Source organism: Aquimarina litoralis (genome assembly GCF_039523995.1).
Classification (GTDB): domain Bacteria; phylum Bacteroidota; class Bacteroidia; order Flavobacteriales; family Flavobacteriaceae; genus Aquimarina; species Aquimarina litoralis.
Genome location: NZ_BAAAGE010000001.1, coordinates 52,146 through 76,943 on the forward strand (window position 1 = coordinate 52,146; position 24,798 = coordinate 76,943).

18 protein-coding genes are annotated in these 24,798 nt (G+C 33.2%); 4 read left to right on the forward strand and 14 right to left on the reverse strand.

Features of this window, described 5'->3' with window-relative positions; all coding sequences use genetic code 11:
* Positions 1-43: 43 nt before the first annotated feature.
* Genes ABD077_RS00130 through ABD077_RS00140 form a run of 3 tightly spaced genes read left to right on the forward strand, consistent with a single transcriptional unit; the run spans position 44 to position 5,903 of the window.
* Entirely contained in the window at positions 44-3,130 is a 3,087-nt protein-coding gene (locus tag ABD077_RS00130; RefSeq protein ID WP_343909308.1) for a hypothetical protein, read from the forward strand.
* Entirely contained in the window at positions 3,130-4,362 is a 1,233-nt protein-coding gene (locus ABD077_RS00135) for an Ig-like domain-containing protein (protein WP_343909310.1), read from the forward strand. The genes ABD077_RS00130 and ABD077_RS00135 overlap by 1 nt, the downstream gene beginning before the upstream one ends.
* Positions 4,363-4,376: 14 nt before the next feature.
* On the forward strand, positions 4,377-5,903 hold the full coding sequence (locus tag ABD077_RS00140) for a glycoside hydrolase family 2 TIM barrel-domain containing protein (protein ID WP_343909312.1): 1,527 nt from the start codon (positions 4,377-4,379) through the stop codon (positions 5,901-5,903).
* A 77-nt stretch (positions 5,904-5,980) separates the two neighbouring features.
* Here ABD077_RS00140 and ABD077_RS00145 read toward each other — a convergent pair whose 3' ends face one another.
* The 4 genes from ABD077_RS00145 to ABD077_RS00160 all read right to left on the reverse strand — a co-directional run bounded on the left by ABD077_RS00145 (position 5,981) and on the right by ABD077_RS00160 (position 9,169).
* On the reverse strand, positions 5,981-7,204 hold the full coding sequence (locus ABD077_RS00145; RefSeq protein WP_343909314.1) for a glycosyltransferase: 1,224 nt from the start codon (positions 7,202-7,204) through the stop codon (positions 5,981-5,983).
* 121 nt (positions 7,205-7,325) lie between these two features.
* A complete protein-coding gene (locus tag ABD077_RS00150; protein ID WP_343909316.1) occupies positions 7,326-8,555 on the reverse strand; it encodes an MATE family efflux transporter in 1,230 nt (409 codons plus the stop codon).
* Positions 8,545-8,844 carry an STAS domain-containing protein gene (locus ABD077_RS00155; RefSeq protein WP_299605881.1) on the reverse strand — a complete coding sequence of 100 codons (300 nt, stop codon included), beginning with the start codon at positions 8,842-8,844 and terminating at the stop codon, positions 8,545-8,547. The genes ABD077_RS00150 and ABD077_RS00155 overlap by 11 nt, the downstream gene beginning before the upstream one ends.
* Positions 8,845-8,872: 28 nt before the next feature.
* The gene (locus tag ABD077_RS00160) at positions 8,873-9,169 is read right to left on the reverse strand and encodes an STAS domain-containing protein (RefSeq protein WP_299898335.1); all 297 of its coding nucleotides are present in this window, start codon (positions 9,167-9,169) and stop codon (positions 8,873-8,875) included.
* Positions 9,170-10,039: 870 nt separating this feature from the next.
* On the opposite strand from ABD077_RS00160, the gene ABD077_RS00165 reads away from it, so the two are divergent.
* Complete coding sequence (locus ABD077_RS00165; protein WP_343909321.1) at positions 10,040-12,112, forward strand: tetratricopeptide repeat protein; 2,073 nt, start codon at positions 10,040-10,042, stop codon at positions 12,110-12,112.
* A gap of 127 nt (positions 12,113-12,239) precedes the next feature.
* Here the strand turns inward: ABD077_RS00165 and ABD077_RS00170 are convergent, their stop codons facing one another.
* The 10 genes from ABD077_RS00170 to ABD077_RS00215 all read right to left on the reverse strand — a co-directional run bounded on the left by ABD077_RS00170 (position 12,240) and on the right by ABD077_RS00215 (position 24,789).
* On the reverse strand, positions 12,240-16,199 hold the full coding sequence (locus tag ABD077_RS00170; RefSeq protein ID WP_343909323.1) for a DUF6923 family protein: 3,960 nt from the start codon (positions 16,197-16,199) through the stop codon (positions 12,240-12,242).
* A 260-nt stretch (positions 16,200-16,459) separates the two neighbouring features.
* Positions 16,460-17,065 (reverse strand): matrixin family metalloprotease, encoded by a 606-nt coding sequence (locus ABD077_RS00175; protein WP_343909325.1) that lies wholly within the window; start codon positions 17,063-17,065, stop codon positions 16,460-16,462.
* A 460-nt stretch (positions 17,066-17,525) separates the two neighbouring features.
* Positions 17,526-18,248 (reverse strand): LytR/AlgR family response regulator transcription factor, encoded by a 723-nt coding sequence (locus tag ABD077_RS00180; protein ID WP_343909327.1) that lies wholly within the window; start codon positions 18,246-18,248, stop codon positions 17,526-17,528.
* A gap of 5 nt (positions 18,249-18,253) precedes the next feature.
* On the reverse strand, positions 18,254-18,574 hold the full coding sequence (locus tag ABD077_RS00185; RefSeq protein ID WP_299605864.1) for an Hpt domain-containing protein: 321 nt from the start codon (positions 18,572-18,574) through the stop codon (positions 18,254-18,256).
* Between the two features lie 3 nt (positions 18,575-18,577).
* Positions 18,578-19,747, reverse strand: a complete 1,170-nt coding sequence (locus ABD077_RS00190) for a sensor histidine kinase (protein WP_343909330.1) — start codon at positions 19,745-19,747, stop codon at positions 18,578-18,580.
* The gene (locus ABD077_RS00195) at positions 19,744-20,844 is read right to left on the reverse strand and encodes an FIST signal transduction protein (protein ID WP_343909332.1); all 1,101 of its coding nucleotides are present in this window, start codon (positions 20,842-20,844) and stop codon (positions 19,744-19,746) included. The genes ABD077_RS00190 and ABD077_RS00195 overlap by 4 nt, the downstream gene beginning before the upstream one ends.
* A 7-nt stretch (positions 20,845-20,851) precedes the next feature.
* Positions 20,852-21,895 (reverse strand): sensor histidine kinase, encoded by a 1,044-nt coding sequence (locus tag ABD077_RS00200; RefSeq protein ID WP_343909334.1) that lies wholly within the window; start codon positions 21,893-21,895, stop codon positions 20,852-20,854.
* 2 nt (positions 21,896-21,897) lie between these two features.
* Positions 21,898-23,031 carry an FIST signal transduction protein gene (locus tag ABD077_RS00205; protein ID WP_343909336.1) on the reverse strand — a complete coding sequence of 378 codons (1,134 nt, stop codon included), beginning with the start codon at positions 23,029-23,031 and terminating at the stop codon, positions 21,898-21,900.
* The gene (locus ABD077_RS00210) at positions 23,028-24,251 is read right to left on the reverse strand and encodes a sensor histidine kinase (protein WP_343909338.1); all 1,224 of its coding nucleotides are present in this window, start codon (positions 24,249-24,251) and stop codon (positions 23,028-23,030) included. The genes ABD077_RS00205 and ABD077_RS00210 overlap by 4 nt, the downstream gene beginning before the upstream one ends.
* The gene (locus tag ABD077_RS00215) at positions 24,244-24,789 is read right to left on the reverse strand and encodes a heme NO-binding domain-containing protein (RefSeq protein WP_299605846.1); all 546 of its coding nucleotides are present in this window, start codon (positions 24,787-24,789) and stop codon (positions 24,244-24,246) included. The genes ABD077_RS00210 and ABD077_RS00215 overlap by 8 nt, the downstream gene beginning before the upstream one ends.
* Between the last annotated feature and the right edge of the window lie 9 nt (positions 24,790-24,798).

The following is a 24,798-nucleotide window of genomic DNA, read 5'->3' on the forward strand; positions in this document are numbered from 1 at the left end:
TTTAGTTTATATTTAAAGGGAAGTTTCCGCTTACGGTTATTGGATGGATAAAAAAAACACAAACAAATATTTAATTAGTGCAATACTTATTGGAATCTTATTCCATGGATCTAGTATCTTCTTTACCATAGAAACTACTTATGATGCCTTAATCCATCTTTTCTTTGCCGATCACTATGCCAATAGCTGGTTCGATCCATGGAGTTATAGTTGGTATACAGGGTTTACAGTTCAGGGATATCCTCCGCTTGTACATCAAAGCATTGGACTGTTTTCATTAATCGGCGGACTTAAGTTTGGTCTATTTTCTGTGGCTTTCATTGCTATTTTACTTTTTATAACCGGAATATATCGATATTCTCTTCTAATAACTGGTAAAAGAAATGTGGCGGGTTATGCTGCCCTTGTTGCAGTATTTTCATCTTCTTTTGTAGAAACGCTTCATATCTTCGGACAACTGCCAAGTATTGTAGGTGTTTCCGTTTTAATGCATGCATTACCAGAAATATATTTATGGATCAAAACCGGTAAGTATACCTATTTAATTAGAGCATTTAGTTTATTAGCAGTTACTGTTACCTCGCATCATGTTACTCCTATTTTTGGAATGGTATTTTTTATCTTTCCGTTAATCGGTATGGTAATCATGGATAGTGCAAAAGACAAGGTTGATTCCTATCGAGCAGTACGATTTAAACATTTTCTACAAACTTTCTTTAAGCTGTTTTGGAGAATTGTAAGTTTTGGTTTCGGTTCTTTATTCCTTATTATTTTTTGTATCCTACCCTACTGGATTAATACCAAGAATAACCCTATCACTCAGGTCCCTATTCCTCATGGTTCAAGAGATAATTTCTTAGAAGTTACTTCTTCTGGATTGGTGTTTTTCACAATTCCTTGGGGTATTATTTTATTTATTTTCCCCTATTTATTTTATAGATATTATAGTAAACGATACTTGTTTTTTGGCCTTTCACTTACCTTATTAAGTATTCTAGGAACTGGTGGCACCACTCCCATCCCGAAAATGATGTTGGGGGATAATGCCTTTAATATTCTTACGTTGGATAGATTTACCCTTTGGGGTTCTATTATGGCACTTCCTATATTCGGTGAATTTTGTTATCGATTTATCGAAGGTGATATAAAAAATAAAATTCAGCAAAAATTTGGAAGTGTGTATCACCGAATCCTTGGAGGAGCTTTTGCTGGAGCTTATATTTTTGTCTGCATTTTTACGATGAGTTTAGGTTATTTTAGGCCTTCGCAGCCACAGAAGATTAAAATGCTTCCGATCTTAAATTTCCTAAAACAAGATCAACACGATCACTGGCGGTATCTTCCGTTGGGATTTGGTGATCAAATGGCATGGTTATCTGCTCAAACGAATGCTATGACTGTAGATGGTAACTACCACTCTGCAAGAAGACTTCCCGAACTAACATCAAGAGCCGTAGAACGCTTAGAGAATTCTAAATTTAGAGGTGTAGAAGGTATCGGTTCTTTACAACAATTCTTAACTGTACCAGAGAAATACAATCTCAAATACGTATTCTCTAATGATAAGTTCTATGATCCAGTCCTCTTTTTTTGTGGTTGGCAGCGTCTGAGACAACTAGAAAATGGAATTATGGTATGGGAAAAACTAAATGTTCCACCCATTCCTAATATCATCCCTAAAGACGATGTGGCATTACCTCTAAAATTAATGTGGGGACTTATTCCGGTAACTACTGTACTTATTGCCTTTATCATCAACATACAATTCATTTGGATAAGAGCTTTAAAAACAAAAGAACGAAGTCTCCTTGACTTTTATAATTATCGTATTCAATATGGTGATTTCAAAAATTATATGATCCGTCTACAACATATTTGGGTTGTTTTTCTTTTAGGTGTGATAGCTTTTGGATTTTATATTTTCTATCTCAAAAATGCCACACAAATTAGTCCAGAAAACATAGTCAAATCCTATTATGACGCGCTGGATTTTAAAGAATTTAAACGAGCTTACAGTTATATAGATCCCGAAAGTGATAAAAAGGAAGAACAATATATGCTAGAAATAGCAGTAACGGATGGTTTATTAAGTTCTTATGCCAAAATGGATGAGATTACTGTTGATATTTTGGAACAAACAGATAGTACGGCAAAAGCCAAAGCTACTACCTACTGGATTACTCCATTGGAACGTATTGATAAAGTATTTTATCATGAATTAGTGAAGCATAAAGGAAAGTGGTTTGTAAAACCTCCTAATTATGATCTGGATATTCCACCGGATCAATTGTTTTCGCAAAACAAAACACAATTCTATAACCACGGAAGAAGACGAATCTCTTCTGAACAGACTTTCCATGAAGATGTATTGAAACAACCAGTGCTGGAGGTTCTGAAAGCCAATCTAATTCAGAATGACACTACCTATACAATTGTAGGTGAGATACAAAATGTTGACAATGTGCCTGCAGACGTAGTTATAAAAGCAACTTTATACAATAAGGAAAATGAAGAATTAGCTATTTATAATGCTAAAGATCAAATAAAACACAAACTTGTACCCAAAGAGATTACGAGTTTTAGAGTTAATTTTGAGGGAATTGCCTGGATGAATTCTGATAAACCCAAAACTTTTAATCCAGATGAATTTACAGCTATAGAACTCGCTGATATACCGACCACTTTTAATTTGCAATGCGCAGGAAATGTTGCTACCACTGATTTGTACAAAGGATTATCGATCTCTGAAATTAAAATAAGTGACAAGAAAGTTAGAGGTATTTTATTCAATTCTGGTTTACAAGAAGTTACTATACCTCAATTAATTATTTCTTATTACAATAGCAATAAAGAACTCATTTGGGTTGATCATTCTTATGTAAGAGAAGGTATCCGACCTCAACGTAAAAAAGTGTTCGAATTTGAATTAAAAGAGTTAGAATGTATCAATTCCTTAAGTCAGGATATGGAAAATATTTATATAAATGGATTACCTAATAAAGCAATCAGTCATAAAGTAACACCTAATAGACGAATTGAACAAGATGATTATATCCTCATCCCTATCGAAGGCAAAGGATATGATTATATAAAAGTAGAAATAAACAATTATATCGGAGCTCCTTATTAATGAAATTAAATATTTATCCATATCTGTTAGTTGCAATTGTATTGGTTTTTGGATTTACTATCCACACAACCCATACGCATACTGTTATGGATAAGGAAATTGTTCTATTCGATGCAAAAGATGAATATACCGCCGGAGAAGAAATCGTTTTAAAATTTAAATACGATACCATAGAAAATTTGGTATTAGCAATCCAAAGTTCTTATGGCACTACATTACTTACACCAGAAAAACAACATGATTTTGTAGTTTTTAAAATCCCAGAATTTGTATCTAAAAAGAGAGGAATACTTAATTATGATCTCGTTAAAAACAAAAAAAACATATATACTGGAGAATGCTACATTACTGCGATGACTGATATAAAAGAACCATTAGAATCCTACTTAGGTCCTCCAAGCATTACTGCAGGAGGTACTGATTACAGTATGCTTTCCATCATTGCTTCAGATCGCTATGATAATCCTGTGAAGGATAGCACTCTAATCGTCGTCAAACATCAATTCTTAGACAAAGAAATTGACGATGATATTTACAGTAAAGATTTTATCGTTTGGAAAAACATATTTTCCTATGAAAAATCTGGAAGAATACTAGTAAGTGCAAATTTGGATAGCATCCCTTCTAAAGAGTTTTCATTAGATGTATTTCCTTCTCAAGGACAGGATTTTGAATTATTTGTGAACACAAAACATAATTATGCTGATGGCAATCAAATTGCAGAATTTTTTACCTCAACAATAAAAGATGAATTTGGGAACATTATTAGTGATGGTCGTATTGTAGAATTTAGTATTCTAAAGGACAATAAAGAAAGGTTACGCACCTCAGGAACTACCATAGATGGTGTAGCAAGAGGCTTTATGGTGCATCCTGATCAAAAATCCATCTGGAATGCTCAGGCTTTTATTCCTGAAATGGCAGAAAGCAATAGTATCGAACTAGATTTTGAAGCTGCCGTTTCTGATTATAAGGTCATTTTTAAAGAACAAAATAGAACTATAGAAATTGGTCCTATTGTAAGTTTCATGGATCAAATCATACCAGATGGAGCTCTAATCACTTTGGATATCTATCAGAATGATCAATTAATTGAAAAGTTAACTGAATTTTCATCCAAAGGATTTGTGAATTTTCACCTATCTGAGGATTTCTTTCCAAAGGGAATTTATACCTTAGAGATCAAGGGAATGGGAGTACATAAAAAATATGATCGCATCGAATTAGAATGAAGAAAAAGAATAAAATGATATACAGGTCTTTCATCATCGCATCATTTATTGCTATAAATGCCTTAATCCTTTTTGGAATAAGTCAAACGTTATCATTTCTTAGTACTGGTGCAGATCGTTCTATGATGCTACATATCGGTGTGAAAAATAAGCAAGCGTATATTCCCAAAGTCGAATGGAAAGACACTATAAATCCTGCACGACCGATCGAAAAACAAACCATGTATGATATCCAAAAAGATTATGTGAATTCGTGGTACGTTAGAAACGTAGGATATGCTACTTATGACTCCTTAGGTATTTTTGATTTTTATACCGAAAGTGCCCGAAAGAACTTAGTTGATGGAATTCATTTTAATAAGACAAATGACGTGCAAATTTTGAGTACTACATTAGATCATCATCTTGCTCTGGACTTTTATAGCGCAGATGGGCAGCTAGTAGTATTTGAAGATCAAAACGTAAGATCTTACACCCAAAGTTTTAAAGAAAACAACTTGCAATATGAAACTACTTCTATATCGAGTTACAAAATTGCAATGCTTCTTGAGGATGGGTTTTGGAGAGTACGACATATTGTAAAACAACCTAATATCACTGTTATTGACACCAATACACAAAAAGAATCTCCATATATTCGAGGAAACCAAATCATTGTAGACAATACGCCTTATCAAATAAAAGGTATCAATTATTATCCGCAAGATACTCCATGGAATATGTTTGGTGAAGAATTTGATATTGATATTATCCAAAAGGATTTTAAAATTATCAACGATGCTGGATTAAATACCATCAGAATATTTGTTCCCTACGAAGATTTTGGAAAAGAATATGTACTAGCGGACAAACTCATAAAGCTAAAAGAAGTGATGGATCTGGCAGAAAAGAATAGTCTAAAAGTCGTACTTACGCTCTTCGATTTCTATGGTAATTATGATATAAACGATTGGACCTTTACGCATAGACATGCTGAGCAAATCGTAAGTAGTATCAAAGAGCACCCAGCGCTTCTTATGTGGGATATAAAAAACGAACCTAATCTTGATTTTGAAAGCAGAACAAAAGAAACCGTTCTTGCCTGGTTAAAAGAAATGATTCATCAAATACGCACTATAGATACAGAACATCCCATAACTATTGGTTGGTCTTCTATAGAAACTGCAGATATTCTGAGTGAAGATGTGGATATTGTATCTTTTCATTATTATAAAGATTTGACTCGGTTTCAGGATATCTTTAAAACTATATCTTCTTTAAAAAAACCTTTAGTATTACAAGAATTTGGGTTGTCTTCTGACAAAGGGTTGTGGGCTCCTTTCGGGAATAATGAAGAAGATCAGGCAGCGTACCATGAAGCATTTTTAAAAATCATCCAACAACATGAATTACACTATTTATCTTGGACATTGTATGATTTTAATAAAATCCCAACAGATGTAGTTGGAAGATTGCCTTGGAGAAAAAATGCACAAAAGCATTTTGGATTTATTGATGCAGATGGAAATAAAAAAGATGCTTTCCAATTTATAAGTTATTGAAAAACATCTTTTTGAAAAAAACATCAAAACACTTAATTATTATGGCTTAAGTCATTCTATTAAGACAATGACAGTACTTAAACCGATATTCCTTGTAATTCTTTTTCCTCTTTCTTTTTCTTACTTTTTCCGTTTTTAATACTTTTAAATGAGTCGATATACATTTTAGTTATCCTACTCATTGGAAATGCGGTAGCTGCTTGATAATTAGCTTTTGCCAATTGATTTCTATATGCTTTGTCTACCACGATCTTTTGTATTGCTGTAGCCAAACTATCCGTACTTTGAGGATCAAAAAACTCACCTCTATATCCTTCTTCTTTTACTAATATGCTCAGATCTCCTAAATCCGGCATTACCACTGCTTTTCCATAGCTTCCTGCCTGATGTAATACTCCAGAACTTCCAGTAGTCGATGTATATGGAAAGACTACCATAGCACTTTCTCCAAAAATTACCGGCACATCTTCTTCTTCTACATAGCCTGTAAACGTTAGCTGTGGTGTATCCTGATATTGTTTTTGTACATTTTCTAAATATCCCGGTGTATTCGGGTTATCGGTTCCCGCGATGACCACTTCCAGATCCGCTCCGGTTTCTTTTCTCACTTTTTTAACAGCATCGATTAAGATTTCTACTTTTTTATAAGTCCCAAACTTTCCGAAAGTCATAATTTTCAATGGTCCTTCTGGTAATTCGTACGAAGGTTCTCTGGGAATTTCGAAAGTTCCATGAGGAATCAAAACCACATTCTTCGCGTTATATTTTTTCTCTAATATTTCCACATATTTACTAATCGTTACTGCAACACGATCGGAAGCTAAAACAAACCTTGTTAAGACTGTTCCAATAAAATTGAAAATTGCTTTTAAGAAAACATTGTTTGTAAAACCAGCTTTCCCTAGATCTACCTGTTCCATGATATTATGTAATAAGACAATCGTTGGTATCTTTTTCATTTTGCATAAGAACGGTAATAGCAGTCCTAGTGCCGCAACTATCTTTTTATCTCCGAACTTCATAAACTGAAGATTGAATAAAATAGCTTCAGGTTTTGTCTCTTTAACTGCTTTCATGACAGTTCTAATACTCTTATAACTATTAAATTTCCAACATTGTTTTACAGTAACGCTGCAACCTTCTGTTTCAAAATCTAAATTTGCTTCTTCTTCGGTAATATCAGTTAATAAAACCAATTCTGTAATTTCTGCTTGCTGTCTAAAATGTTTTACTAAATGAAATGCATATTCATTTAGAGTCACCTTACTTGGTGGATATGCTGTTACGATTGCTAATTTCATGTGTTTTGATTGTATGTTGATGTAAATTTCTTTTTTATTTATCTATTTGTCTTTTAATATTCGTTGGGTTACCGTTTTACTTCGATCAATAACATTTTTACTTCTTTCATCTATTTCATTACTACTTCTTAAAAAAGAAGTATATCAACTGAATTACTAATAAAACAGCCATCGCAATTATCTGCACAACCACCACTTCTAATAAAGAACTATGAAAAAATACGATGAGTAAAATCTGTGAAATTCCTAATAAACCAGAAACGACTACAGGCATATATTGATCCAATGACAAAAAATAGTACGCGAATATATTAGACACCGCAAATAATGCTGTTGCTACGGCGTATTTCCATAATAAAGGAGCCATAGATAGGTATGCATCACCAAATAATAAATGAATCGCTAATTCTGGAAATAGATAACATCCTAAAACAACGACAGATGCCAGACCCACTACATAACCAACATATTTAACCAAAATTGGTGCAGTAGCTTCTCCTAGTTTTTTCTTTTCTATAACCGCTGGTAGTAATAGCATTACAAACATCCAGGTAACAAAGTAGACCACACGTCCGATTAATGCTAAAGAGGCGTATAATCCTGCATCATATTCAGGAAAATAATGCTTCACTAATAGGATATCACTATTATTGATAATGATCTGAGTCAACTCGTAAAATGCAGTAAGCACAAAAAATTTACTGATCTGACTAGACTGCTCTTTACTTAGTACATTCTTTACCTTAAGCACAAAGTGTTCTTTCTTAAATGGTAATAACCCAAAAAAGAAGGATGCAAAGATTCCTATGACTACTAAAATTGATGAGCTTACGGTAGTGATGGTAAAAATCAATAAAAGTGTAATAGCTAATCTACTAAACATCTCTCCCTGATAGGTCCAGGCAAGTTTTTCGAATCGTTTGGTACCTTGATAAAAACCACGATTTACACTCATGATAAAATACACAGGCACTCCCAATCCAAAAATGGTAAACATCAAAGAAGATTTAGTATTAAATAATTGCTGTAACTCTCCAGAAAATACAACCATGGCAGCTCCAATGACAGTACCAGTAATACCTGCATATTTATAAATAAGAGCAATGAAACTTTTAAAAGTAGCATTCTCAAATAGTACTGAAAATTTAGCTGTAGCTAATTGAAAAGTCATAGCAACAAAGGATAACACTAACAAAAAAGTGATCAACAACGCTGCATCTGCAAACATTTCTGGACCAAGAATTCTTCCTAACAATAGGTTATACAGATAATTCCCAGCATTCACTACGATAACACTAAGCATAAATTTTTGCTCTGATGTTAGTTTTGGAACCAATGTGCTAATAGTCATTTCTAAAAATATGGTTGAGTTTATTTGATTTTAAGGTCATAAACACCTTCTTATTTTTCTTTCCTAATACAAATAATACTTTCTTTCTGCGCTGCGCTTTGGCATAAATGCCTTGTAACACCTGTAAAGCTTTTTTATCTATCTTCTTTACTTTTTTTAGACACATCACTACTTCTTCATAGTGATCTAATAAGTAATTAAAATGATCTTTTACCTTATGGACATTCTCGGAAGTAAAATCTCCTACTACTTCCATGCGTCCTCTTACATTATTTATTTCTAATTCCATTTGGGGCTAATTTTGGGATTAGTAATAATTACAGAGACTCCTTTCTTATAACATAATTTACTTTACCAAAGGCCTTTTTTATAATGGCATTCTCTGCTCCAATCAAATAAAATATCTTATTGTTTTTAACTGCTCTTCTGTATAAATTGCTAAGAACTTGGATTCCTTGCGTATCAATTCTCTTTACCTTATCCAAGGATAATACAATTTGCTCTGACGAAAGCATTAATTGTTCGAAATGATTCTTTACAGATAAAGCGTTTTTACCTACTACATTTCCTTCTAGTTCAAAAATTCCGTATCGGTGTGTTATTTTTAGGGCCATAATAATTTAGTTTTTGATTACTCTAAATATCTTTATTCTTTTCTACAATATTCTCTTGTTTTAGACCAGATACTTTTTATGATCGACGAATGACAAGTATCGTTAGATGAAGCATTTACCATCAGCGCCATTTTAAAACAAACATCTATGGTATTGTGCAATAGAACTATACACTATCATAGATTGGTCTAAAAGTTTTTTAAAGAATACATAACATATATTTTTAAATCAGATAAGTTCTTCAAAAGCACTTTAGTAAAGGATTTCTTCATTCCAAAACTTTTGCTAGATCCTATAAAACTATGTGTCGCGAAAAGGAATAATGATGTGGATTGTATTCATTGTTGTTTAAGATTTTGGGGCCTTGCTTTTATTTGTTGTAAAAAACAAGGTAAAAGTGTTGTTGTTGTTATAAATTAATCATTTTAATTTCTACTTTCTTCGAAGGGCAACCGAAGATTTATTCTTTTAATTTATGACGACTAAGTTGGATATAAATAACTATGAATCAACTTACTGTAAAGTTAAATGTATTATCTTTTAAACAAATACTGTAAAACCGTAATTTTAGTAAGGTCTTGACAAGAAATCATGTATTACAACGGTTTTAAATGCCTTTAATCGATAAAATTAACATTTAATTAACTTTTTAAAGCATAAAAAACCTCTTTTTACCTCTTTTTTTAACATTTAAAACTGAATCTTTTTTTACTAAAAGGGAGAATTCCGTCTTATAAAGTTGAATATTCCCTCAAAAAAAGTACGTTTATATTTTTAATATTAACTCAAAAACCTAACTTACAAGTATTATATTCTATGGAGAATTTATCTTCAAAAAATATTAGTAACTTGTTATTCCAAATACGGTATATGAACAAAAAAATACTTTTGGTTTTCCTTCTTTTTGTAATAACCTTGACCAATGGTCAAGACATGAAAGAAGGGTTTGGTTATCTAGAAAATGGTCGCTACCAAGAAGCCAAGTCCTTTTTTGAAGGTATCCTTAAAAATTATCCCGATAACAGAACTGCAAAATTATGCTATGGGCGTGCAATAGGACTATTAGGAGAATCGGAAAAAGCAGTTGCTCTTTTTACAGAACTAAAAAGTATATATCCAAATGACTATGAAATAAAACTAAACTATGCAGAGTCTTTATTATGGAATAAGAATTATGAAAAAGCGGAAACCTACTATCAAACTATAGTGGAAGAAAACAGTACTAGTTTTGCAGCGGTACTAGGATATGCAAATACCCTTTCTAACCTAAAAAAATATCCCCAAGCGCTGGAGACTGTTAATAAAGCATTATCGATACAAGCAGGAAATCCAAATGCTCTGATTTCTAGAAAATACATTAGACTAGGATATGCTTTCACACTATCCCAGAATAAAGAATACGAAGAAGCATTAAATCTATTAGAGCAAAATCTAAATGATTTCCCTGAAGATAAAGACACCTTGCTAAATCAAGCTAATATCTATATCATTCTAGAACAGTATGATAATGCAGAAAAAGCTTACCGTACGATTGCTACAAACCCTAAAGATAGTATTACCTCTTTACAAGGACTATCGTTAGTATCTCACAAAAGATTTAAAGAAAAGAAAGCATTAGAACAGGCAAGTGAAGCACTTCGTAAAGCGAAAAAATTATCTCCGTCAGACGAGAATCTTCTGATATCATCCTACGAACGCTATATCCAGGCCTTATTCTGGAATAAAAAGTTTAAAGAAGCTAAAAGCACATTATTAGAATTTGAAAAACAATATCCAGAAAGTACTAACCTTTTAAGTTTACGAGCTACTTTAGGAATGTATACTAGTGATTTTGGACTGAGTCTGGATCAATATCAAAAAATTCTTGCTAAAAGTGAAAGCTCATTCGATGGTAATTTGGGAATCGCTAATGCATATAGAGCATCTGGTTTAGACATGAAGTCTTATGAATTTGCCTTTAAAACTTTATTCTTTTATCCAAAACAACCCGATGCAGAAAAACTAATCGCTACCTTAAAAAAATCTCATACTCCTTTTATAGAAAATAGGACGGCATATACTTTTGATAATGGCAATAATGAAGCCATAAGTACCAATTTTAATACTGAAATACCACTATCTCCAAAACTAAAAATAAGAGGCAGTTATTCTTTTAGAACCACAGAAAATACTGAAACAGGTAGTAAAGCCGAGTCCCAAGAAGCTCTAATTGGGTTGGATTATAAATTTGGAGGTAGAATAGGACTAAAAGGAAATCTTGGATTTAATGCATCTGATGCAAATACAACCAGTTATACAGGTGTCATTGGCGAAGTGATTATTAGCACCAAACCTTTCAGACTTCAGAGTTTAGATTTTGGTTACAAAAGAGAATTACAAAATTTTAATGCAGATCTTATTGATAGAGAAATTATCATGAATAATTACTCCATAAATTATAACCTTGGCACCAATATTAATTTAGGATGGTATACCCAAGCTATATACACAACTCAATCCGATGACAATACCAGAAATTTATTGTTCACTTCATTATACTATAATATTTTAAACAGACCTGTTCTAAAAACCGGTATTAATTATCAGTATATTTCTTTTAAAGATCAAGTACCAACCATTTATTTCAGTCCATCATCATTTCATTTAGTAGAAGTTTTTGCTGAATTGTTGAATGACCAGAATAATGATTGGATTTATAGTTTAAGTGCAGCTGCAGGACGCCAGTTTGTAGAAGAAGATCCTGCTTCTACTACCTTTAGAGCAGAAGGGAAAATTGGTCATCATTTTTCTGAAAGATTTATGGCTCACATTTATGGAAAGTATAGTAATATAGCTTCTGCAACTGCTGCAGGATTTGAGTTTACTGAAATTGGTTTTAAACTAAAATGGTACTTCTTAGAAAAACCGCTTTTTAATAAAAAGATTGAAAAATTAAGATTGTAATTTGATTACCATTACGAATAAAAAATTAAAGGTTTCTATAGAGAATAAAGCATAAAAAAATAGCGAGGAAACAACACCATCCTCGCTATTCTTAGTAGACCCCAAAAACCCAACCGAAATCAATACTCTATTTTTTCATAAAACTTCCTTGGTAACTTTTCTTATAATCATCTGATACGATATACTTATATACTCCTGCTGTTAACTCTTTTCCGTCGAATCTAGCTACATTAGGAGTTACCATTTCTAGTTGTTCATTTCGTACTACTCTTCCTAGCATATCAACCACTGTAATTTGAATACTTCCTTGCATTGTTTCAGGCACTCTAATAGAAGTAGTCATCTGAAATGGATTTGGATAATTCATTACTTTGGTAAGCTTATCCTCAATCTCATACTCATCTACACTCAGTACAGAGCTGTTCGTAAATGCTACTTCTGTAATAGCGACATCAAACAGTTCGAAGTTTTGATAGTCTCCTTGTACAGAGAATACGATACTTCTTACATCTATAACTTCTGTACTTGCTCCTTGTCCATTCACAAAATCAGAGAAAGCTATTGTATGCATTTTACTTTTAGCACCTGCTTTTACAGTATATCTTAATCTGTTATTCCAATCTACAAGATCTTTTGTTACTAAGATTACTTCAATGTCTCTGTCTGTATTCATTTGGAATTGTAATGCATCATAAGCTTCTACATTCAATGTACCTTCTCCTGCTACAATATTTCTGAAGATATTCATTGTTTCTTTTACTTCTCCGCTTACTGTAATGCCTCTTTCTATCGTTTGGTTCTCTTCTGTAGCTCCTTCTATTTGCTCTAACACTTCGAATGTTTCTATAATCACTCCTTCTTCTGTATAATCAATTCCCCAAGGACCATCTGCAAGGTATAATGCATCTAGTTGTGTAGATTCTGCTCCGTTTACTGAGAATCCGATATCGAATAAGAATCCAGTTGCTACTTTGATTTCTTCTCTATACTCGCCAGACAATGCTATTGCTTGGTTCAATTGTACTTCTGCTGATAATTCAGTTCTTCTAATATTTCCATTAAAGTCCATCGAAGAAGCTCCTGTTGTATTTACTATACTTAATGTAAGTTCTCCATTTGTATAGTTTCCTTTTTCTACATACACTGTCGGAATTCTATCAGCTACTTCGTGACTTCTCATTGGCTTTTCTGCTATAAAAGTATTTAAGATATGATTCGCAATATTAGCTACTTGTGCTACAGAACCGCCCCACACCTGGAAATTGGTATAATCTCCTTCTGGATAGCTATCTATATTCCAAAGGCTATAAATTTCATTTTCTGATTCTCCTTCTTTGATAGAGAATGTAAGTGCGTACTCAATCTCACCAGAAGCTCTCTCAATTCGCGTACTAATGATCGTATGGTTTCTGATAGCTACAGTTCTTAAATCTAACAATTTAGATCCGTTAAGACGATCACAGATTGTTTTAGAATGATCATATATCTTACCTGTAGTAGAAGTTGCTAAAGCAGCTGCCACTCTTTTTTCGTTATTATAATAATCAACTGAAAATACTGTATTTGCATTTGTAATTTCTAATAAATCTTCTGGACTAGACACATATGCTGACTCAGATCCTAACACTCCTGTTGCAGGGAAATATGTACTTAAGTTTCCATTATTTTTTGAATTATAAGAAACAAGTCCTGGCTGAAAGCTTCTCTGCGATTTTTTAGTATTAAAAATCGAATTAGATTTTGTTCTATTAAAGTTACGCTTAGCAATTAAGCTAGCTAAATCTCCGTTACTTTCTAATCCTCCATCATTTGCCGATGTAACATCTGTAGCACTATTAATATCTGCATAATTATCTGTTTTTATTGCTGTAATAGGACTTGCAGTAATATAGAATAATGCATCATTAAAATCCTGATCGCAAGACGCATAATCTCTTCTAATATCTTCGAATCCAAGGATTATTCTTTCAGAATCCGGATCGTTTAGCAATACGTTATGGTATCGTAAAGTTTCATCACTTTCTGGGTTGTAATCAGGATTAGAGTATAATTGCCAGTTTCCTGTATCTACACATCCACCTTTCCATGCATCTGCTAATAATACCCATCCTATACCTGTATTAGGAGGAAAACTTCCAATTTTTACTCTATCACCCACTTCTAACTCACCTCCACTACCTACTGCAGATACATTCGGAAAAATTACTGTAATATCTTCTGGCTGCGGAACCGTAGCATATGGATTATCTGCATCGTAGGTATAAAATCCAAGTGTATTTTTATATCCAGCTCCTTCTCCTACGAAAGTTACCCAAATCTCAGCGTTCTCTTGTACTACCACGTCCGTATCATACCCTGATGAGATATAATGTGGATTAAAATCAGGAACTGGATATCCTTCTGGCAATGCATTATTTATCATATCTACTGTTTCCTGAGAAACCACATCTTGTCCATCTAAATACAATGGTTTTCCATTGGAATTAAATTCACCTAAGTAGTTATATCTATCGCAAATTGCTGGTATTGGAAAATTGGCTGGTGTTTGACCTCCATTTTCAGAATCAAAACCTGTTTTTCTTTGATCATAGTGATCATCTAATCCATCATTATCAGAATCTACTCCAGAAGCTTCTGTTTCTGCTACACCATCACCGTCACTATCATAAGCTTCTATATGATCAGAAATACCATCGTTATCAGAATCCGTATCTAAGTGATCATACGCATCGGTATTATCTGTATTTACCGTTCCATTTGTAGTTCCACCAAAATCAGGATCGAAGTTATCATCCATTCCGTCAGCATCTTCATCGTTACCCGAAAGTCCTAAAAAGGAGTTCTCTTCCTGACCTTCTATTAGATCTATAATTCCATCGTTATCAGAATCGATATCATAACAATCATATACCTGATCATTATCTGTATCTAAAGGAATAAATTCTGTACCTAACTGATCTACATCATACGTATCAGCGATTCCATCATTATCTGTATCCTGATAGTTTGTATCTTGATTATTAAACACACCATCATTATTAGTATCATTAGCTCCTCCACCTGCTTCTACGATATCATAGATACCATCATTATCAGAATCGATATCTAAGAAATCTGGATTTCCATCACTATCTCTATCAAATGCATCTTGTACTACATTATCTCCATTACCGCTGATATCATTATCTAGATAGTTAAACATTCCATCATCATCTATATCCCCGTATGGATCTGTACCATTACACTCAAATATGTTGGATAAACCATCTCCATCTACATCCGCATCCATAGAATCCAAAATACCATCTGCATCTTTATCTAAAGGAGAAATACCGCTTGCACATTTAAAACCATCGTTGGAATTGGTAGTTTCTGTTAAGTTTAAAAGGGTTGCCGAAGGATTAGCTCCTTCATAATCATTGATTAAATATAAACCTCCGTTGTTGTCTGAAAAATATAATCTATTATCCGTGTCTGCATAAGCAGCTCCAAACGTACTGAATGGTAAATTGGCTACTGATTTACTCGAAAATACAGGAGTTCCTGAAGATAGATCCCACTTAAAAATCTTACCTCTGCTACCTCCGTAAAAAGCTCCATTTACATAAACGATGTCTGCACATGTACTAGGCGCAGTAACATCTGCCTCTACAATCTCGAATTGTGGCGAATAACTACCATCGTAATCTTTAAGATTTGTTATTTTATGAAAAGTTCTTTTTGTATTATTTTGGAACACCCACAAGTTACCATCTGGATCTACATCAGCTGCATATCCACCTCCAAAAACCGTAGTACCATTTGGAGCAACTGCTCCTAAATCTATCACCATATCTTTTGCAATACGCAATAAATGTTTATCACTTTTCTTGATTGCATATAAATAGTTATCCACCGGATTGTAACCACCAGCGTTATAAGTATCATAAGAATGTAAAGCTTCAGAATAAGATCCTGTAATAGGATCGTAGGCTTTCATCGATCCAGAGATTACCTGGTAAAAAGTTCCATCGTTACATTCGAACGTTTGTTGGGCATTTGCTGCGAAGCAAATTAAGACTAATAAAAGGGTAATAGTATTTTTCACGGCTTTAAATATTTGGTTTCTATATTTCAAAAGTATTGAAGATGAAGCCTCTAAAAAGAATTACTCGATGAATGGTATTGTTGATTAGGTGAGTGGTTTTCTGACCTCGATAAAGGTAAAATGTGCTTAAAAACGATTTAAAAAACGGTAGGAAGAGATCAAAATCCTACCGTTTTAGGTAAACATAAAAATCGAAACACATTATTTTATTATACTCTTTATATTAATTACTAGGTTTATTAGTAATAATATCTATTTGCTTAGTTGATACTTAAGATCTTATTATACATCGTATCTACTTGATCACTATCAAATTCTTTACGTAAGTAAGGTTTTACTCTGCACATGATGTTTCCTTCTACCTCTCTGTGAGAAAGTCCTAATGCGTGCCCTATTTCATGTGGAGTAGTCGTAGTGAATAAAAATTCATCTGTTATCAATGCTCTTTGCTTTAGTCCAATTCCTGCAATAGCAACCGTATTTGTTCTTGGAATGATATATATGTTCATTCTATCTTGTCTGTAAGAATCCTGAGTTTCTGTATTGAATACTGATGACTCTTGATCCCTGTTATCCTTAAGATCGTATAATTCGCTATTGATAAGAACTCTAGATTCTCCCATCTCGAAACCAATGTTATGTCTGTTAAAAAAACAACCGTTGATAAAATCCATAAATCTAGTTTCATCCATTGCGTACTTGGATTGATTATAGTTTTTTGAAGGTACTACATAGATAATATCAACGAGTAATTTTGCTGATGGATTATCCATAAATATTGGTTCTATAGATGTTGGAACATAATCATCTTCGACAGCACATGAAGGTAATAAGAACAGTAGGAATATAAATAGTAAATATCTCATAGCAAATGTCTTTTTAGGGTTATTAGTAAATAAGAAATAGAACGTGGAATCATAAAGTGCGCATACTTTGTTTTTCCTACAATGAAATTACTTAGATAACCGATTAACGGTAATAATTTTCGACGAATAGCAAATATCTATCGACGAAAGGTAAGTTTTTGTGTACGAAAATTTTCGTCGAAACTCGATTTTTGGTAGTAATCGACTGTTTAACAGTAGTTAACTTTCGGTAAATGGTATTCGTCTTGTTTAACCATCGATTTTATAAATTCGACAAACTGTTTTTATATACAAGTAATTCTAGTAAACGATCTTCGAATAGCAGAATAATTTCGACGATTTAGAAGGGTATATTTTTAAACAAATTAAACCTACATCTCTTAAATAAGGTTAGTATTAGGCATAAAAAAAAGATCGTATAAAACACGATCTAAATAAAAAAATATATTTTTTGATACTGTTATAGAAGATTTAATCGTCTCATTAATTCAGGACGCTTAGATCTGCTCACAGGAATCACATCTTTGGCAATTAATACACTGTTGTCCTCTATATCAATAATTTTCTTGAAATTAATTACATAAGATCGATGTACTTTTAAAAAAACATCTTCAGGAAGTTTTTCTTCGATCTTTTTTAAAGTAGAATGCACCGTATAATTTTGCTTTTCTGTTTTGATAAGAATATAGTCCCCTTTTGCTTCTATCACATTAATAGTAGGGATATCTATTTTAATTAATCTACGATCAATATTAATATATAGATCATTTTCTTCAGAACTTGTGCCTTTAACTTCTCCTGTACTCGATGGAGATGCAGAAACATCTAAAGCAGGAGTACTTTCTGCTTTTTGAATGGCTTTTAAGAATCTGGGTAAGGTTACAGGCTTGATTAGATAATCTACAATACACTCATATTCAAAAGCTTCTAAAGCAAAGTTCTTGTCTGAAGTAGTAAGAATGATCTTAGGCGGATTCTTAAGGGTTTGAATAAAATCAAACCCTGTAAAATCAGGCATATGAATATCCAAAAATATAAGATCTATAGACTCTTTATTCAAGAATTTGATAGCTTGAATGGCGTTGGGAAACTCTTCAATTACATCCAGATCATCTACCTGAGTGCATAATTGACCAATAATTAACCTCGCTGCTTCTTCATCGTCTATAATAATACAATTCATTCTCCTTATAAATTTTTAAGAAATTCATCAATGGAGTCTAAAATAAGCATAAATTTTGAAAATAAGGAATATTCTCCCTTAAGTAAGCCTTCTTCAAAGGCGATCGTAGTCTGGTATCCGTCTTCAAAACCAAGCATTCCGATCTTATGCTTTAGTTTGTGAACATTTTCTGCTGCTGCTTTAAATACACTACTGTTATAATTATTCAGAAACTCATTTTTTTCCTCAGGAAATTCTCTTTTGAGCAATCCGATTATTTTTTCTTCAAATTCTTCTGATCCGGCTGATAATTCTTTAATGTACGACAAATTTGGGGCTTCGTTCATAGTTCATTCTTTTTTTAAAGAGAAACTAAATGTGGTTCCTTTACCTTCTTCTGATTCTAATAGCAGATCACCATCGTAATAATCGATAATTTTTTTAATGATTGGTAATCCAATTCCAACGCATTCCTTTTTAGAATCTATGCTTTCGAATAGCTCAAAAACCCGTTCTTGATATTTTTCTGGTATTCCCTTTCCATTATCCTGAACGCTACATTTTAGTTGTGTTTCTTCTCCTTTTATGTTAATACTAATTTTTCCTTTTTTATTTTCCTCGTCAATGCTATTGACCGCATTACTTATTAAATGTTGAAACAGGTTTTGAAAGAGTGTTGGGTGTATCGATAAGGTAGAGATATTACTATCTACCATGATTTCTATATTCTCGGGAACCTCTAAAGATTCTATAATTCCGTCCAAAAATGGTGCAACCTCAATCTCTTTATCATTTTCTTCGAACTTATCGATCGTAGAATATGCATGTAATCCCTTTATAAGGTTATCCATTTTTTCGATGTTATCCTCAATACTTTCTAAGTTTTGCATAACATCATCCTGAAGGTTTTCTCCATCTTCTTTGGTCCAGGCAATTAAGGTAACAATATTTCTTAGCGGAGATTTTAAATCATGCGAAATCACCTGTGTATATTCTCTTAACTCTTTATTTTGTTTTGTTAATCTCTTTAGTAAATTATCTCTTCTCATAAAAGACTCACAGGCTTTTAGAGAAATCGAGAACTTCTCCATAATCGGCGTTAGCTGATTAATCTCTACCTGATTAAATGGGGTTCCTTTATGATTCATGAGCATCAATCCTTTGTCATTTTGTAAATTAAAAAACAACCAAGAACCTTGTGTTCTACAAGAAGAAACCATTTCTTTTTTATCATCTTCAAACATACCGGTTTTTATAGTATCATCCTTGAAACAATCTGTAAGGAATCCACTATGCTCTATCATGCTATCATCTACCAATCCCTCGGGATATGCATAAGATCTAGTAAAATCATCTCCTTCTTTGGAGATTACACAGCATCCGCTTAGGTTTTTTCTGGCTAACAATAGTTTTAGAAAGTTATCACAATTCTTCTGAAAATCTAACGTCTTTCCTATGGCCATAGAAAACTCATAGAGCTGAAGAATGTCTGCAATATGTTTGTTGATATTTACACTCATTTTTTACCAAATAATCCGACTACGATTGTCTTATTAAAAAGTTCTAAATACCCATTAAAAGAAGATATTTCTCCTAATGTTAATGCTCCACCAATGAACATTTGATCATTTTCCTTTTTCAACAAATCTACTACGGTATCTAATTCGTTTTGAAACTCGTCTTCCAAAAACAAAGCACGAGATATACAATCGATGATCACTCCAGACTTGGGATTCGAAAAGTTCTCAATGGCCATTTTTGCTGCCTTTTCGGCTGACTTTACTAGGCTACATCGATTTCCTTTTAATACATCCACAACGGTGTTATTAAATACCTCTCCTACACATATTAACTCTCCTTTTTCATTTGTAGCAATAGGGTCTCTTACGATACATTCCGAGTTATCTTTTACAACACCAAAGGGATATGATTTTGCAATATCAAAGAAATTTTCTTCACCTATTTCTTTATTGCTATCTGCTTCTACGATTTCTTTATATACCTCGAAAGCATTTCTCCAATTCAGTTCTTGTATTACATTTTTATCGGTTTTTGTAGCGATAATAGGACCTTCAATTTTTTCCCATCCGTGTTGCACACCTAGACTACCGGAACCTTCATAAACTACGGTTATGGCTGCATTCATAAAAAAACCTTCATTACTAAAAACACAAGGTTTTTGTTCCAAAGTAAGGCTTCCGGCACCTCCGCCTAGATAGAGGCAATTATTACCAAGCACTCGATATACTTCTGATAAATAATGAGATATATTACCAGTTAAACCATCTAGCATGGTAAAAGCGCAATAATCTTTTTCTTTTTCAAATGGAATGTGAGGAACAGTAAAATCTTTCTCTCTAATGTTTTCTATCACAAACTGAGTTACTACGTGGTCTAAAAAATTAGCAACCACACCTTCATCCAATACCATATTTTGATAAATGATTTTGGGAACAATTCCTCCCATGAACTGCACATCGAGCTTATTTAATTCTTCGATAAGCATTTCGACATCTACCGGATAATTATCTGGTATTGATAGTACAACGTTTCGACCTTTTGATTTTTCTTTAATTGTTTTTGCTACATTATGGGGGTCTGTAGAATTTATTAACATACTTTTTTCATTTTTTTATCGTAAAGTAGAAGGTAGTTCCTTCACCGACGACAGATTCCAACCAAATTTTTCCTTCATAGTAATCTATGATCTTTTTAACAATAGATAATCCAATTCCAGTAGACTCTTTTGTGGAGTCGATACTCTGAAACATTTTAAAAATCTTTGTGTGATACTTTTCCGGAATCCCCTTTCCGTTGTCTTTTATGTAAAATTCCCAATACTCTTCTTCTTCCTTTGATCCAATATAGATATACCCTTCTTCCTTATCCATTCCCTTAATCGCATTGCTTATCAAGTTTTGAAAAAGCTGCTTTATTCGATAAGGATCCTTTTTCATTGTTGGAAGCCTATTATCTATACTAAATTCTATAAAATCTGGAGCGTGTAGTGACTCAATTGTTTGATATATCAATACATTTAAATCTACCAGATTTACAATTTTATCCTTTTTGTCGACCAGCGAATATTCCAAAATTCCTCCGATCATATTATCCATCTTACTTATATTCTTTTCGATATGAGCAAGATGACTTAATGCAGTTCCTCCCATTTGCTCTGCATCTTCCTTTATCCAAGAAATCAGGGCACTTACATTGCGCAAAGGCGATTTTAAATCATGCGATACTACTTGTGCATAGCTTGTAAGCTCTTCATTACTTTTTTCTAAATCCCTGAGCATCTTTGCTCTTTGCTTTTCAAAGGCAGAAATCTTAGCCGCTTGTTCTTCGATTAATGTGGCTAACTCAATTCCTGTAAGATCTTTGATTTCTTTGGTTACTTCTTTGTTACCTATAGATTGAAGTGTTTTTATAACATCATTCAATCTTTTTATCACCATTCGCTGTTGTTTGGCTTCTTCTGTTAGTCTTTTATTAGCGTCAAACAACTCTTGTGAACTTATCGACATCGCCCTTTGCAGCATCGAAAATTGCTCTTCGTAGGTGTTATATGAACCTTCGATTGCGGCTAAAAAGCTTTGTATCTCAGGATTATTTTTTAATTCTTCAGATAAGTGTTTTCTTATCTGTCGCTTCAATAATGAATTCATTGTTATTCACTCAATAAGGTTAAGGTCATTGTTTGATTATGGAGTTCGCATCTTGTACTATTACTAAAAGGTGCTAACTCTCCATAAGAATAAAAACCTGTAATCGCTGCATTTTTACCTACTTCTTCAATGACTTCCTCAATCTCTTCTTCTACTCGTTGATCCATTACCAATTTTCTTCCGATACAACTTACCAACAGCGCTAATTGTGGATCTTTATCACGAGACTCCATAGCAATTTCTGCTGCTTTCGAAGCTCCTTCTGCAATTTTATCGATATTAGCCATCATCAACTGCACCACAGATCCTTCTGGTACATCACCCGCTAAAATCATGGCATTTTTTTCTTCGTCGATAGTTAGTATCGTTCTTACGATTGCTTCTTTACGTCCTTCCGTTTTCACACTTAGTGGATATAAAAGAGCGGACTGTGGCAATTCTGATGCTTTATCTCCTAAGTATTTTTTGTACAAATCCAGCGCTGGTTGATTGTCTAACTCGTATAAAATATTATCTACTGATTTTGTAATAATTCTTTCTGGACCAAATGGATTCCATCCTCCATATTGAGCACTCGTAATCTGTAAGGTATCTCCATAAAATCCAACTGCAACAATTTCTCCTTCTTTGGGTTTTTCGTTATATCCGACTAGTGTTTTTTCGAACCTTGCATCATCACCACACAGTCCTCCTGTGCATGGAATGTCTTTATATACTTCTTCGATACCATCAATTAGGGCAGAACCATTTACAAAACTTCCTTCACTAACAATAAAAATATGTTTCAGGTTATCGGCTGGTAATCCAGCTGCTAATTTTTTTCCTGTTTCAAAGGTATTCTTATCATTATCCAGAATATTTTGACGACTTAATTTTATGGCACTTCTTTCGAATTCTATAGCTGTTAGCGAAATTGTATTGTCAGAAACATTGCCTCCTAAAATTTCTCCAGCAGAAGAACCAATAATTATTTCACTAGTTCCAAAAAGTTCCGATACCTCTTCTAAAATCGGTTCTTTTTCTAAAATGAATCGATTTCCAAATACTAAAACCAACGGGTTCTGTAACTTTTCGGTATAGGATTGGGTAGCTACCCATTCACCTTGTCCGTTTCTTTCGTATTGTTGAATTTTCATTTAGAGGTTTTTTTAAGAGTGAATAAAAATGTTGTGCCTTTATTTTCTTCGGATGAAACTTGTACTTCTCCGCCATACATATTAACGATCTTTTTTACGATCGATAATCCAATACCGGTAGACTTAGTTTTATCCTGTGCTGTTTGAAAAATCTCAAAAATTTTGCGGTGGTATGCCTTTGGAATTCCTGGTCCATTATCTGCAAGCGTAAACTCCCAAAAACCACCAATCTCTCTACATTTGATATCTAAAACACCTTTTTCTTTATCATTATATTTTATTGCATTACTAATAATATTCTGAAACAATTGTTGAAATCTAAACTTATCTCCCATTACAACTGGTAACATATCATGGATATTTACGCTAAATGTTTCTGGGATGAAAATCATTTCTAATATATCGGATACAATTTTATTAAGATTGACTTTCTGCTTCTCCTTCTCGTTTTTATCAATACTCGAATAGCTTAAAATCCCGTCGATCATATGATCCATTTTTTCAATTTTATTGAGTAATGAATCGAATGATTTCATAGCTCCTTCGTCTAGTTTATCTTCATAGTCTTCTTTAAGCCACGTAATCAGAGCATTCATACTACGAAGTGGTGATTTTAAATCATGTGACACCACGTGTGCAAAATCATTTAGCTCTTTATTACTTTGTTCGAGATTTCTAAGTAATTCTTCTTTTAGTTGCTGTGCTTCTATCTGGCTTGTAATATCTCTTACAATACCTTGAGCCGCAATTACTTCATTATTTTTATCTTTGATTACACTACCATTAATATGCACGATACGCACACCATTGTCTTTTGTTACTGCTCTAGCCACATAATCTGTAAAAAATCCTTCGGTAACAAGCTCCTGAAAAGAATTCATCGCATAATTGATGTCCTCTTTATGAATCAGAGAAATCACATTTAGTTTTTCATTCTTAGGATCATATCCGAATAGTTCTTTAGCTGCATCGTTCATTTCCAAAATATCTCCATTTACCTTCATGAGCACGTAGGCATCAACAAGATTATGAAACATTCCTTGAAGCTCTGAACTTTTCTTTGCTAAGACCGATTCTAATTGCTCATTAACTGTTTTTAACTCTTGAGCAACATTGTATAACTCTCTGGACTTATCCTCTAAAATTCCTTCTGCTTGTTTCCGAGCTGCTTTTTCTCTTTGTAGCGCTCGCTGTAATATGTCTGGTTTAATTTCACCCATTAGTCATTTGAATCATAAATTTAACTTCTGTTCCATCATCTTTTAATTTATCGCAAGTAATGACAGCCTTTTTGTTAAAATGTTCAAATGTTTTGTGCATGAGTCCTAGTCCAAAACTATACATAGCTCTACTAGATTTATAAATCATCGCTAATGAGTCTGGAGTTCTTTCCAATACCTCAAAAGTAGGGAGCTCTGCACTAGGGTATATTTTTCTTACCTCTACATGAATGTGATTTTCAATGGATTCTAATAAATCTAGAGGGTCTGTATATCTTTCTATAAGTTGAGGATAACCACCAGCCAGTACTCCAAAAAAATGTTCGGCATAGGTAAGTAGCAAATCATCTGTTTTTATGTTTGTGTTCTTACTAAGGTTGGTAATCAGACTAAGCATTTCTGAAAACTCATAAGTTCCTATGGCAGTATACACTCCATTAGATGGTAAGTTGGATTCCTCAATAATTTGGTCTACCATTTCCAGACCAAATTTATCTTCGACTAATTGTAAAAACTCTGTAAATACGATTCCTTTCATAATATGTTG